This window comes from Streptomyces sp. NPDC050988, from assembly GCF_044456225.1.
In the GTDB taxonomy this organism is placed as follows: Bacteria; Actinomycetota; Actinomycetes; order Streptomycetales; family Streptomycetaceae; genus Streptomyces.
The window spans coordinates 1-13,123 of sequence record NZ_JBITFQ010000006.1 but is presented as its reverse complement, the minus strand read 5'-3'; the positions used below and the strand labels follow the sequence as shown (position 1 = coordinate 13,123).

Sequence of the window (13,123 nt, the reverse complement as noted above, 5' to 3'; positions counted from 1 at the left end):
AGTCGTAAGAGAGAATGGAGTTGATGACAGCCGCGGGTGCCCCACGGGTTTGGTCAACCAACGGTGCGCCTCCCGGCGGGCGATGACCAGCGGCGACCGCCCGGCAGCGGAACTTCCCGCAGTCGCCGCCCAGTTGGGTGATGTCGCCGACATGCTCCGTGTTCACAGCCTGCGCTGTGACGCAGCCGCGGCCGTATTCCGGCCAGGCTTGCGCATCCACCCGGTGAAACCGTTCCTGTGGTCACAGACGCTGAGCAGGCAGCGAGTCGTAGCGGAACTCGATGCCGCACAGCAGCACGGTCTGGCCGGGGGAGCAGATGATCTCGCGTTCCGGACGGTCGGCCGTGCGGCAGCGCAGGCGGATCGGTGGTTGTTGGCGCAGTGGGCCAGGAACGCTCTTGATCCTGACCGTGCCGGTGCTCTCCAACAGGGACGAGAGGTCCGCCGTGACCTCACGGCGTCCCTGGAGCGGGATCTGCAGCGGATGGCGGGCGTCGACCGCTTCGGCGGACACCGTTCCCCGGACCGGACGGTACCGGCGCAGCAGCCAGATGCCGCACGGGATCAGGACCACCACGACGATCCCCAATAGGGCGGCCCACAGCAGTGGGTCGGCGGTCGTCTGTGCCGTTCCCTCGACGGACAGGGTCTCGCCGCCCGGGCCGTCCGCGAGATCGACCCGTTTGCCTGCGTAATGTTCGGCGGCCGCCGCCAGTGGCGTACTCACCCTGCCTGTGACGGAGAGGTGCCATGTCTCGGTCTCGGGGCCGCCTTTCCAGTCCTTGCGGTGTACGCCGGTGGAACGCAGCGAGAGGTCGATGTCCCGGGACGCGCCCGGCCGCAGTTCCACCGAACGGGGCAGGTCGGCGGCGAGAGCCACGCCCTGGGGCAGACCGTCGATCCTGAGGTCGGTCAGACGTACGGGCAGCGCCTTCGTGGTTGCCGTGAGCCTTACGCGTATGTCTGATCCCGCGGTCACCGGCCGGCCCTTGCGGGTGCCGGGCCAGGAGACGCGGATCCCCTTGCCCTTGTCGCCGGCGACGGACAGGGCGGCCTGCCGCAGGCGGGTGTCGTCCTGCGCCTCCTTCATGGCCGCGCCGGTCCCGGACCCCGACTTGTCGAGCATCCGGTAGCTGGGGAAGACCTTGGCGAGGACGGTCTCGACGTCGGTGCCGGGGGCCAGCGGGATGCCGTAGCCCGTCAGGTTCCGGTCCGCCGGGAGGCCGGAGGCCTGTCTGCGCAGCGCGGACCAGCCGTTCGCCTTGAAGTCGCGGTATCGGCGATCGTCAGGCGCGTGCAACTCGGCGTCGGACAGCAGCAGTACGCCGCATGCGTCGGTGTCGGTGCGCTGAAGCCCGTCCAGGGCCTGCTCGAAGGCGCGCCCGAAGTTGGAGGCGGTGCCGTCCGGGCTCGGGGGCAGGGCTTCGCCGAGTCCTGCGAGCGCCTCGTCCCGGGACACCATCTCGCAGGCGCGGGCGCCCTCGCCGAATGGGATCACGCAGACGCGGTCCTTCGTGTGGAGCGATTTCAGGAACGTCGGGAGCACCGCGCGGACCTTGTCGTAGGCGCCGTTGTCCGCCATGGACTGCGAGGTGTCGACGACCACCGCATAGCTCGCTCCCCGGTGGCCGACGACCGTGTCCAGGAAGGACTCCAGGTCGCCGGAGTCGGCTGCCCGCGCGGGCGCACCGGTGCCCAGAGCCGTCAGCAGCGCAAGGGAACCCGTGGTCAGCACGGCTGTCAGGGAGCGGCGGAGTGTTCCGAGCCCGTTGTTGCTCATCATTGGCTGATTCCTTTGTTCCGCTTCCTGTGCCTGCGCGGCCTGCCCGAGGACAGGTTGAGAAAGGACAGCAGCCGTACCCTGCGCAGTTCACGTACGCGTGACCGCTGCTGTCTGAGGTCCCGCTTCGCCTGTTTGAGGATCGTTCTGGCTCGCCATCCGCCGCCGCCGTGGCCGGCTGCCCGGCCGGCCACTATCAGGCGGCGGATGTCCTGCAGCACCTCCGTGGTGGCGAGGGCGCCGCACTGATGCTCGGTGCGCAGCGCGAGCTCAAGGTGGTCGAAGAGTGCCGTGCGGTCCTCGTTCAGCGCCTTCTCCCACCAGAGACCCGCCTGTTCCAGGGCAAAGCGACCGTCCTGGGTGTCCAGCCGGAGGACGAAAGGAGCCCACCTCGTCGCGATGTCGCGGGCCGGATTGGACCGGCGGACGGCCACGGCGAATTCCTCCAGCGGGGTGTACTGGTCCTGCGTCCGCTCACCCCGCCGCGGGATGTCGCCGGTGCCCGGGGAGGGGTTTCCCCCGAGGCGGACGACGGGTCCGCGTCCGGAGTCCTCGTCGGACCAGGCCATCGCCCCGCTGGTCACCGGTGCGGCCGCCGGGCGACGATCCGGACCGGTCCGGTGCGCCGTCTGGCGCTGCTGTGGGTGTGCCCGGACGACCTGCTGCTCCACCCGGTGCCGGGTCTCGGCGGCACGGGCGGCTTCCGCGGCTGCCCGCTCATGCCAGAACCGGTTCCGGGCGGCGACGCGCTTGCGCAGCGCCGCCACGGCCCCCTGGTCCGGTGCCATGTCGAGGACCGCCAGCACGATCGTCTCCCCCTCCTTGTCCCAGGGGTCGGCGAGCACGGGCTCGGCCAGCGCGCTCAGCAGTACGTGCAGAAAGGGCTCCAGCCTTCTGTCCCGCAGCAGGAAGTCCAGACTCTCCGCGTAGGCGACGCAGGCCTCCTCGCGCCACTGCGGGCCGACTGCCGGGAGCCCGACGACGCAGCGCAGGACGTCGGCCCACGCTCTGCAGTCCTGCCAGACGTCAGCGTCGGCGCGCAGGACCGTCACGAGCGCCTGCGCACCCGGCTCTCCCGCCTCGTCCGGCGGAGACGGGTTCCGCGACGCTCCACGGTTCCGGAAGGGGAGGGTGAACGTCCCTCCGTCCCGGCCGTTCTCCTCGGCCCGTCCGTTGCCCCGCGATGCGACGGCCAGCGTGCACAGTGGCACCCACAGGACGCGAACGGTGTCGGCAGTCCAGTCCGCGCGCTCCGCACGGATGGTGGCGGAGAGCACATGGAGGGAGTCCTCGGGAGTCGGACGCGGTTCGAGGAGGGCAGCGTGCGTCTCCGCGCCGGGCAACAGGACCGACCACGCGCGGAGCCAGGCCGGGGCGTCGTGGTTGCTCACCGCGAGCGCTTCCAGCCATTGGCGCAGCCTGACCGAGGTGGTCGACTCCTTCCCGAGGAGGCCCAGAGTGAGCCGGCGTTCTCCCCACAGCACCTGCGCGGCGGCGAAACCGTCCCCGACCACCCTGGCCGGTCCCAGGACGCACAGGAAGTCGACCACGAACGGCAGTCGTTGATCCGCGTCGGGCCCCTCGCTGCCGGACAGCAGCCGCAGGACCTCGGCCTCTTTGCCGCAGTCCTCCACCATCTGCCACAGACGGCTCAGCCGTTCACGGCAGGAGGAGCTGTCCGTGCCTGCGGTGGCACCGCTCAGGGCCACGCTCAGCAGGTCCTGTGCCACGCACGTGGACACCAGCGTCCCGTTGTCCTCCTCCACCCACAGCCGTCGCAGCGCGTCGTCCGCCGTCCGGTCGCTCTCCTCGACCACGTAGGCGATGCCGCGCCGGACGAGCCGCTGTACGTCGGCGGAGTCCGGATCGGTGCCGTCCGTCAGGCTGTTGAGGCCCTCGGCGATCATGTGGACCGACTCGTGGCCGGTCTCCACCGCGTTCACCGCCGCCTGGAAGGGATCCAGCTGATCGAGGCAGCGCAGGACGCCGGTGTGATCGGACAGGGCGAGGGGATCGGCGTGGGACAGCAGACTGTCGACGACCGTTCCGAATCCCCGGTCCTCGATCAGATGGGTCAGCCGCCGCCGGTACTGGTCGGGCCGGCCCTCGGCGACCTGCGGGAGGGCCCCCAGGCGCACGGGACGGCAGGCGGGGGTGTGCCCCGGACCGAAGGCCAGGTGCGTGGGCGGATTGTCGCCGCCGTCCAGGCAGCTGCCCACGGCAAGCCGGCCGCGAACCCCGTACGGCAGGAAGCCGACGACCGCGTCGAACACGGCCAGCCGGGTCCGGGTGTCGAGCGCGCCGCCGCCGGTGATCACGACGGGGCCGCCTTCCAGGAGGAGCGCTGCCACGGCGGCGGCCCACCGCGCGGCCGCCGTGCGCCGCAGGTCCGTCTCCGCCTCGGGGGAGATGCCGGGAATGTGGTCGGCGATGCGGTCCAGACCGGTCAGTAGTCCGTGGCCGGACAGCATGCGCACCTGCAGCGGGATGCTGTCGTTGCGCTCCGGCGGCAGCGGAACGTCGGACACGGCGTCCCACAGGGTCACGTACCCCACGCGGTGCTGCACCAGTTCGGGCGAGTTCAGCAGGAAGTAGCGGGTCGGTGTGACCTCTCGGTTCGCGCCGTCCCGCAGTGGTGAGGGCTCCATCACCGAGATGCCGGTCCACTGGCCCTCGTCGAAGAGGAGGCCGACCATGGAGACCCACGGCAGCTGGTCGTGCGAGGCCCTCGCGGAGGGCGGATTGCCGAGCCCCGCGGCGGTGATGTACTGGGCGAAGAAGTCGCGGCGTTCAGCCCCTCCGGCGCAGCGCAGCACGTCGTACTCGTCGAGTGAGCCGGGCTCCTTGCTGTACCAGGCCCACGGCGCCCTGACCGTGAACACGTCGTTCATGGGCGTCCCCCGTCCCGCATGCCGAGCAGCAGAGCCACGAGCGGGTCCATGACGTTGTACGGGCTGAGCGGCCCCACGATGCGGTAGTTCCCGTCGACCACGTTGACGTTCCCGAACCGCTTGAGGTCGATCGAGCCGCCCGGCATGGTGCCGAATCCGATCGCGGAGGTGGTGAAGTAGTGGATGCGCGCCGGATGGAAGTTGGCGCGCAGGGTCTGCCCGACCAGCCGCATGGTGCTGCCGTGCAGGTCGTCGGCCAGCCAGTCGAAGAAGCCGGCCGGGTCGGACACCACGGGTACGCCGTTGCGGCCGAGGTCGGTCCAGCCGCCGCGCCGTGCCCGGTCGAAGACCTCCGGATCGTCGAACTTCGTGAGGCAGACCGCGATGTGGTGGGGCAGGTAGGGCCCGTCCAGCCGGTCCTCCTCCATGCAGATGCGGGTGATCCGGGTCAGCGTCCCGTTGAGGTAGGCGAACGAGTCGCTGTCCTGGGCCTCCCTCAGCGGATCGAAGAGGTAGACCAGCCCCTGGGCCCGGGCCAGGTGCTCGACGCTCCGGGTGGCGATGGCACCGCCCCGGAGGTCCTCGTACGCGCCGCCGGGCACGTCCAGGACGCTCAGGTCGAACTCCATGCGGGGCGAGGGGCGGGCGCGCCAGAGTCTGCGCCGGCCGAAGGCGGTGCGGCTGATGTCCCCCCGGAACCGCCAGGCGTAGGAGCGGATCTGCTGGGTCGCCGGCGGGAAGATCCGGTCGATGGCCAACTGCCGGGCGGTCTCCACCAGGAAGGCCTCCGACGCGTCGTCGGACGGCACCACCTGCCACCGGCCGAACGGTCCGGCCGGGTCGAGCGCCGCGAGGCGCAGGGCGCCCAGGAACGTGGTCTTGCCGGAGGCAGGGGAACCCCACACACCGATGCGGGTGGCGGTGTCCTGCGGCCGGGCGGAGGCCGGATCGCCGGGCGGGACCGGCACTGGGTCCCGGCCGGCGTCCTCGGTCGGCGTGGGGGAGGCTTCGACCGGCCAGAGAGGTTCCGCGTCGTCGCTCCCGACGGTCTCCGGGAAGGGGTCCGGCGGCATGAGGGCCGGTGGGAAACGGGTCTCGTCCGGCTCGTCTTCAGTCATCGTGCTCACTGTCCTTCCGGCTGAGTGCGTGCCGCCGAGGGGCCGAAGCCGTGCGGCACGGCGGGACGTGGGCCGCCCGGGTCGGTCAGCAGCCCGGGCGCCTCGGCGGGGTGGCCCAGGGCGCTGCTGACGCACAGGGCAACGTCTTCCGGGGTGTGGGTCCCGAGGGTGAAGAGGTGGTCGCGGCCCAGGTCGCGCCAGGCCTTCTGCAGTCGTTCGAGGGTCTTGGGGCGCCACTGTCCGGTGCTGTCGGCGGCCGGGTCGCGTACGCCGACGACGGTCAGGCCGGGGCAGGACACCGACCGCAGACGGCGCAGGGACGCCTCGTAGTCGCGCCCGTCGGGGCAGGGCAGGCTGAGGTCGGCCTGTTGGCGTGTCGGGTGGGGCGGCCGGCGGGCCAGCACGATCAGCACGTGCCGGGCGTCGTCCCGCCAGTGCGGCCAATGGGCCGCGGCGTGCAGGGCGTCCTCCAGCGGGGCGGCGTAGTCGTGCCGTACGGGGCGTGCGGGAAACCGGCGGACGGCCTCGGCGGCGGCCCTCGCGGAGCCGGGTCCCCAGGGGCGGAGCACCGTGAGGGCCGACTCGGCGCGCACCGGCATGAAGGTGTGGTCCTCGTAACCGATGAGCCCGACGCTCAGGCCCCTCGCGGCCACCGGGGACTCGTCGGCCCGGCCCGGCCGCAGGGCGACGTCGATCTGCTGGAGCAGCGTGCGCAGGAAGCGGGCGCGACGCTCGAACTCGCGGCGGTCGCCGCCGAGTTCGAACAGGAGGAGCAGATCCGCGGCTCCGGAGCGGGGCAGGGCCGGGTCGGCCGGCTGCGGCAGTGTGCGCCCGTATCGGTCATCGGCGAGCAGTTCCGGTCCGGCGAAGCGCAGTTGGCCGTCCCGGTCGAGTGCGACGGTGACGGTGGTGCGACCGCCGGGCCGTACCCGGGTCCGCCCGGTGCGAAGCACCGGCCAGTCCTCGGTGCGGGCTCCCCGTGTCGTGACCAGCGGCAGGGCGTACACCCCGGAGGTCTGACCGGGGTCCGCCAACAGCTCGACGGAGGACAGCAGTTCGCCTTCCTGCGGCAGGGCGGTGCCGCAGGGGAAGAAGATGCGGGCCGAGGTCCTCTCCTGGTCGGGACCGGCCTGGTCGGGGCGGGTGAGCAGGGCGTAGCCGTGGCGCAGCGGCACCTGATGGCAGGCCTTCGCCACGATGTCGTCCAGGCCGCGGACATCGGAGGCGTCCAGCAGCACCCGGGCGGCCGCGGGTGTCCGGGCCGCCAGCGCCCTGGCCACCTGGTCGGGCCAGCGCCAGCCGACCGCTTGGCAGACGAGGACGAGCGGCACCATGCGGCCCTGGGCGCGTGCGGCGCGCAGAGCCGCGAGCGCGGTGTGCAGGGCGCGGTCGATGACGGGTTGCCAGGCCCGGTCGGTGGCCCGGGGCACGCCCCGGACCCCGTACGGAGGTGCCGTGCCGATGCCTCCCGCAAGCACGAAGGCGCGTTCCGCCGCGGAGGCCGGCAGCCAGGGTGCGGCCTCGGGCCAGCTCGTGCCACCGCCGCCGGGACCGTGGGCCCAGCCGGTTCCGTGCTCGTCCCGCCCCAGCTCCCGTACGGTCAGGCCGGTCGCGGAGATGCCGAGGACACAGACGGCGTCGCACTCACCGGCCGCGAGCGAGGTGAGGACGGACACAGCCCCCGCGAGACTGCCGCGGGACATGTCCCGGCCCTCTTTCGAGTCGGCGGCCTGGGCGCTGGGGGCCGGCCCCCGGGACGGTGCGCGCCGGGCCAGGGACCGTAGCCGGACGTCGACGGCGCCGCCCGACGGCCTGCTGGGTGTCCGGCCGCTCGTCGCCAGGTGCCGGGAGGCGAGAACGGCGGCGGCGATGTCCCAGGACCAGCAGGCGGCGAGCTCCTCGTCCCGCGCCTCGGGCCCGGCGGTCGAGTCCGGTTCCCAGCCGCAGGTGCCGCAGCGCCCGGGTTCGGCGCTCGACCAGCAGACGGGGCAGAGCCCGGGTTCTGCGGCGGCCGGGCCTCCGGTGTCCGCGGACGGTGGCGTGAAGAGTTCGGACCCGTCTCTGCGGACGCTCGTCACGGGCGGCGCCCAAGGGCCTGGCCATGGCCGTCGGATACGGGTATCGGGCGCTGGTCCGCCCTTGTGGCGCTGTGCACGGTTTCCCCCTCGGACCGGCGTCCTCCCGGGCGCACCGCGGCGATGAACTCCCGGTGAAGGAGTGGCGGCTGAGGACGCGTCAGCGATCGTAGCGGGTTTGCCCCACTGTCCGATGAAAAGAAAGAATCTTTCACTATTTTTCCTATTAACACATGTATCTCAGTTCATTTGGGACAAGGAGCCGCTCAGGACCTCGTCGGGACCGCTGCAGTGCCCAGCGTCAACCGGCGCACCGCGCCGTCGAGTCCGACCGCGATCAGGCCGCCCTCGACCGGATGCAGACCAGAGGCTGCGGGCAGCTCCCAGTGCCGTTCCTCACGGCCGTCGGCCATGGCCAGCAGGCGGATTCCGTCCTGGTCGGCGACGCACACCGCCGAGCCGTCCGCGAGGACGTCCAGGGCCCGCGGGTGCCGGCCGTCGGCGACCGCCGTCCACAGCGGTCGGCCGTCCGCGGCATCCAGGGCTGTCACGGTGCCCTCCACGGTGGCGACCGCGACTGTCCCGTCACACCCGACGGCGGGAAGATGCACGGTGCCGCCCACCGGAGTGGTCCACAGGCACTGGCCCGTGCCCCGGCTCAGGGCCTCGACCCGTCCGTCGGCCGTCGCCACGACCAGGGTGTCACCGAGCGGCGTCGCGCCCGCCGGGCAGGCCGCGTTCAGGTCCGCGCCCCACACCCGGCTTCCGTCGTCCATGCGCAGGCTCAGCACCGAGCCCCGGTCGGTGCAGCAGACCACCGTCGCGCCGGTCACCAGGGGCCGCCCCGTCACCGCTCCGACGTCCTCCACGGCCCAACGGCGGTTCCCGGTCCCGAGGTCGAGCACCTGCACACCCGTGCCCTCGGCCACGAAGAGCCGCTCGGACACGCCGTGGAGGGCACCGGACCAGCCCACCGCGTGCACCGCGGCCGCGAACCGGTGCCGTGCGTGCGTGAGGCCGCCGGGCGTCAGACGGACGTGGTGCGCAGCTCCGTCGGCGGTACCCAGGACCACCGCGTCGCCCGCCGGGACCATGCCGCCCCGCACCGGCGCTCCGAGGTCCAGGCGAAACAGCGGCCGCCCGCTGCGGTAGTCCACCCAGTAGAGGATCCCGGCCGTCGTGACCGTGAGGACCACGCCCCCCCACAGCCGGGGCGGCTCGCGGATCCAGTCGTGGCAGTGCCATACCCACCGCTCACCCGCGGCGGAGGTCGCAGCCGACCTGGCGGGGCCGTGCCCCAGTCGGCGCGTGGGCTGTTCCCGCCCGCCCGCGTCCTCCCGGTCCAGCAGGTCGGCCCGCGGCCCGACGACGGAACGCAGTTCGTCCCGGTGCCGTTCGAAGACCCGCAGCGCGGCGGGGGGATAGGGGATACGAGCCATGTCCGCCGCCGCGGCCAGGACGGCTCCCACCTTGTCCATCGAAGGGCGGTCGGTGTCGGTGAACTGAAGGCAAGTGGTGATGAGTTCACGCAGGGTGCCCTCGCGCAGCCCGCTGATGTCCGGTGGCTCGGTGAGTGCGCGCAACCGGATGTCGAACTGGTTGCGGCCGCTGTAGGGCGGATGGCCGGTGGCGGCGAACAGCAGGGTCGCGGCGAAGGCGAACACGTCGGCGGGCCCCTGAGCGCGGCCGAGCCCGCTCGCCTGTTCGGGCGCGGCGTACTGAAAACTGCCCATGGCGTCCGCGGTGACGGTCAGACTGGGGTCGGCGGCGAGCCGTACGAGGCTGAAGTCGATGATCCAGGGGTGCGTCCTGGTGACCAGCACGTTGCTGGGCTTGAGGTCCCGGTGGTAGAGCCCGGCGCCGTGCAGATCGGCCAGGGTGCGGGCGAGCCCGTGGCCCAGAGCGAGCACGGTGTCCTCGGGCAGTGGGCCGGCCTCGTCGACCAGCCGTTGCAGGGAGGGGCCCGGGATGTAGCGCGTGGCCAGCCAGGGTCGGCGGGCCGCCGGATCGGCGTCCAGCAGCTCGGGTATGCCCTCGCCGCCCGCACGGTCGACCGCCTCGATCTCGCTGCGGAACCGGGGCCGGAGCCGCTCCGACTCGGCGACGTCGGTGCGGATGAGCTTGATCGCCGCGAGCCGGCCCACCGCCGAGTCCTCCTGCCCGAGGAACACCTCGCCGAACCCGCCCGCACCGATACGGGACAGCAGCGCGAACCGCCCGAGGCGTCTGGGGTCGTCACTTCTCAGCTCTTCCATCGGTAGCCCTCCAGATGCACGTCGGCAGAGGTCCGCGTCCGGCGCCGTGTGCCGTCGCTGCCGGGGAACGACGCGGGGGCGGTCCGCTCCGCCAGCGCGCGCAGCAGGCCGATGGTGCCGAACTCGTTGCGCAGTATCCGCAGTTGGGCCAGATGGGCGCGTGCCCTCTCGGAGGCGGGCTCGGGAGGTACGCCCTCGCGGACCTGGAGCCGCCACGGTGAGGACGCCCGCGTGTAGCAGATCCACGGAGTGGTGGCCGTGGCGTCAGGGGCCCATGTCGAGGCGGTCAGCGCCGCCCGGTAGCCGAAGGGCAGCAGGGAGGCGACGGCGTCGATGGTGCCGATCCGGGTGAGGGCGAACCGGTCCCCTGGGGCGGCCAGGGCCAGCGGCATCTCCAGCGCGACCGCCGCGGTGGCCGCGACCCAGTCGAAGCCGAGCTCGTCCACCAGCCGCGCGGTCCGCTCCACATGGTCGGTCTCCACCGTGAGGAGAACGGAGGCCGGACTCCCCGCCGGCTCCGGCGGCAGCCGCACCGGCCGCACCGCGTTCCACAGGGACACAAGCCCCGTCCGGTGCCGGGCCACGTGCTCGTAGGGCACCAGGAAGCAGCGCGTGGTGGCGGAGCGCCGGCCTGAGGAGTCCCAGGTCGCCTCCACCAGGCTGTTCCAGTCCGTCACGGACACGGTCACCCACCGAACGCCCGAAACCGCTGCCGCGGAATCGCACACCCCGAACGAGATCCACGGCAGCGTCTCGCCCGGCCGTCCCGTGACAGACCACGGCGGTGGGGTGCCGAACAGCGTGTCGCGTACGACGCGTTCGAACCAGGCCGTAGCCGAGGGACCGTCGCTGCAGACCAGGACGCGGTAGTCGCTGCTGTCGGCCTGCGGTTTCGACAGCACGGCCCAGCGGGCACGCAGGGTGAGGGAAGAGTCCATGTCAGATGTCTCCCGACGCCCGCCCGAGGGCGATCAGCGGCTCCAGCACGTTCAGCGGCCGGGCCGGGCCCCGCAGCACTCTCAGACCGTGTTCGTCGTACGTCTGGTTCGAGCAGTCGTCCAGGTTCAACACCCCGTCGCGGGTGCGGTGGAACCCGATCGCCGACACCGCGTACCACGACACCCGTCGCGGCAGGAAGTGCCCGCGCACCAGGGTCCGGGCCCGGCCCACGTCGGCCGAACGGCGGCCCAGCCAGGCGATGTAGCCCTCGGCATCGGCATCCGGCACGCACGGGTCGCCCTGCGAGTTCTGGCCGACCCAGTTGCCGCGCCGGGCGTCCTGGAAGACGGCGGGCTCGTCGAACTTCGTGACACAGAAGGCGACATGGTGGGGCAGACGCCCCTTCACCAGCCGCCCGCTCTCGTGGAACTCCTGGGTCAGCCGCTCCAGATGGGGGACGAGGAACTCGGCCTGAGGGACGCTGCCCACGGGGTCGAGCAGGATCACCAGATGGCCGGCCCGACCCAGGTGTGCATCGAGCGTCTGGTTGCGGCCGTAGTTCTCCCGCCGGTACTCGCCGCCGCCGACGTCGCAGAAGTCCAGCGCGAAGTCGACCCGTTCCGTGCGCCGCCTGCGCGGCACCTCGGCGCGGAAGACGTACGAGAACGCCGTCGGCCCCATCGTCGCCTCGGGGAAGCGGCGCACCACCGCCAGGGCGTTCGTCTGCTGGACCAGGAAGTGTTCCGCCTGCTCGCTCTCGGCGATGACGTTCCAGCGGCCCAGCCGCGGCCGGGCCGCCGTGGCCGCGAGCGAGGCCGCCGCCAGGAAGGTGGTCTTGCCGCTGTTCGCCGTACCCAGGACGGCGATCGTACGTCTTGGCTGCCGCGCCGCCTCCTCCCGGTGCGGCGGTTTCCCGGACGGCTCCGGGGTCTTCGCGGGGGCGGTCGGGACGGCCGCCGGAAAGGGCGGCGGGAACACGGGAGATGCGACGGCCGTCGGCGGTGCGGTAGCCGACTCCGATGTCGGCGGAGCCGCCGGAGAGGCGCTGGAGGGGCCGGGGACACCGGACGGGCCGGCGGCGTCGGGGAGCCCGGCGACGGCCGCCTCGATACGGCGCACCGCGTCGCCGTAGGCGGGCCCGAGCCCTCTCAGGATCCGTGCCGCGATCTCCGCGAACGGACGCATCTCCAGGTCGATCTGGCCGACGAGCCGGGCGTCGCGCGGCGAGGCCAGCAGCGCGGGGAAGGCGAGCGGGGTGCGGCCCATCATCGTGGACACGTATGCGGAGACCGTCTGGAACGTCTTCACCGCCTCGACCCGGTCCATGCTCTCGAGCAGGGTCTGACGCGTGTCCCCGACGAACTCGTACGCGGGCTCCTCCTCATCGGTCCCGGTGCCGTCCCGTACGGGACTGGGACGCAGCAGTCCGCTGAAGAACACCTCGGCCAGCGGCGCCGGATCGTAGGGCTCCCTGCGCCATTGGCCGGTGACCATGTGGGTGAGCCACATGGTGGGCAGGTTCAGCGGCACCACGGCGAGGCTGCGCAGCAGCCGCCGGGCCCGCGGGGTGGCGGTGGCGTCGAAGTCGTCGAGCAACTCGTCCTCGTCGACCGGGTGTTCCGCACCGGCCCCCCGCGTGGGTGCGGGAGCGCCGGGCCCGGGTGCGGGCCCGGGCGCCACCACCCAGGCGGGCGCGGACACCGCCCGGGTACGGGCTCCCGCGACCAACGAGGCCCAGCGGTTGAGTGCGTCGGGTGTGAGCGGCACGACAGGGACGGCGTGGGGGGGGGCCGGGGGGGGGGGGCCGCCCCCCCCCCCCGGCGCCCCCCCCGCCCCCCCCCCCGGGGGGGGCCCCCGGGGCGGCCGGCCCCCACCCCCCCCCCCCCCCCCCCCCCCCCCGGGGGCCCCCGGGGGGGGGGGGGGGGGGGGGGGGGGGCCCCGGGGGTTGGGGGGGGGTTGGGGGTGGGGGGGGGGGGTGGGGTTCGGGGAGGGGTTCGGGGATGAGGAGAGACTCGGGGTGAGGCTCGGGGCGGGGGTGCGGTTCGGGGCGGGGGTGCGGCTTCTC

Annotated in this window: 7 protein-coding genes; all 7 read right to left on the bottom strand. The window is 73.0% G+C overall.

What is annotated here, in order from left to right:
- Nucleotides 1-241: 241 nt before the first annotated feature.
- The 7 genes from ACIBEI_RS15850 to ACIBEI_RS15820 all read right to left on the bottom strand — a co-directional run bounded on the left by ACIBEI_RS15850 (nucleotide 242) and on the right by ACIBEI_RS15820 (nucleotide 12,825).
- Entirely contained in the window at nucleotides 242-1,783 is a 1,542-nt protein-coding gene (locus ACIBEI_RS15850; protein WP_398889041.1) for a VWA domain-containing protein, read from the bottom strand.
- Nucleotides 1,780-4,671 carry a hypothetical protein gene (locus ACIBEI_RS15845; protein ID WP_398889039.1) on the bottom strand — a complete coding sequence of 964 codons (2,892 nt, stop codon included), beginning with the start codon at nucleotides 4,669-4,671 and terminating at the stop codon, nucleotides 1,780-1,782. Before ACIBEI_RS15845 ends, ACIBEI_RS15850 begins: the two co-directional genes overlap by 4 nt.
- Nucleotides 4,668-5,789 carry a hypothetical protein gene (locus ACIBEI_RS15840; RefSeq protein ID WP_398889037.1) on the bottom strand — a complete coding sequence of 374 codons (1,122 nt, stop codon included), beginning with the start codon at nucleotides 5,787-5,789 and terminating at the stop codon, nucleotides 4,668-4,670. Before ACIBEI_RS15840 ends, ACIBEI_RS15845 begins: the two co-directional genes overlap by 4 nt.
- A 5-nt stretch (nucleotides 5,790-5,794) precedes the next feature.
- Nucleotides 5,795-7,867 (bottom strand): hypothetical protein, encoded by a 2,073-nt coding sequence (locus ACIBEI_RS15835; RefSeq protein WP_398889035.1) that lies wholly within the window; start codon nucleotides 7,865-7,867, stop codon nucleotides 5,795-5,797.
- A gap of 263 nt (nucleotides 7,868-8,130) precedes the next feature.
- Nucleotides 8,131-10,119, bottom strand: coding sequence for a PQQ-binding-like beta-propeller repeat protein (locus ACIBEI_RS15830; protein WP_398889033.1), 1,989 nt, complete (start codon nucleotides 10,117-10,119; stop codon nucleotides 8,131-8,133).
- Entirely contained in the window at nucleotides 10,107-11,057 is a 951-nt protein-coding gene (locus ACIBEI_RS15825) for a hypothetical protein (RefSeq protein ID WP_398889032.1), read from the bottom strand. Before ACIBEI_RS15825 ends, ACIBEI_RS15830 begins: the two co-directional genes overlap by 13 nt.
- 1 nt (nucleotide 11,058) lies before the next feature.
- A complete protein-coding gene (locus ACIBEI_RS15820) occupies nucleotides 11,059-12,825 on the bottom strand; it encodes a hypothetical protein (RefSeq protein WP_398889030.1) in 1,767 nt (588 codons plus the stop codon).
- Nucleotides 12,826-13,123: the final 298 nt, after the last annotated feature.

Excerpts from the sequence above, each read along its gene's own strand:
- ACIBEI_RS15850 (WP_398889041.1), bottom strand. The coding sequence starts at position 1,783 with ATGATGAGCAACAACGGGCTCGGAACACTCCGCCGCTCCCTGACAGCC.
- ACIBEI_RS15830 (WP_398889033.1), bottom strand. The coding sequence starts at position 10,119 with ATGGAAGAGCTGAGAAGTGACGACCCCAGACGCCTCGGGCGGTTCGCG.
- ACIBEI_RS15845 (WP_398889039.1), bottom strand. The coding sequence starts at position 4,671 with ATGAACGACGTGTTCACGGTCAGGGCGCCGTGGGCCTGGTACAGCAAG.
- ACIBEI_RS15840 (WP_398889037.1), bottom strand. The coding sequence starts at position 5,789 with ATGACTGAAGACGAGCCGGACGAGACCCGTTTCCCACCGGCCCTCATG.
- ACIBEI_RS15825 (WP_398889032.1), bottom strand. The coding sequence starts at position 11,057 with ATGGACTCTTCCCTCACCCTGCGTGCCCGCTGGGCCGTGCTGTCGAAA.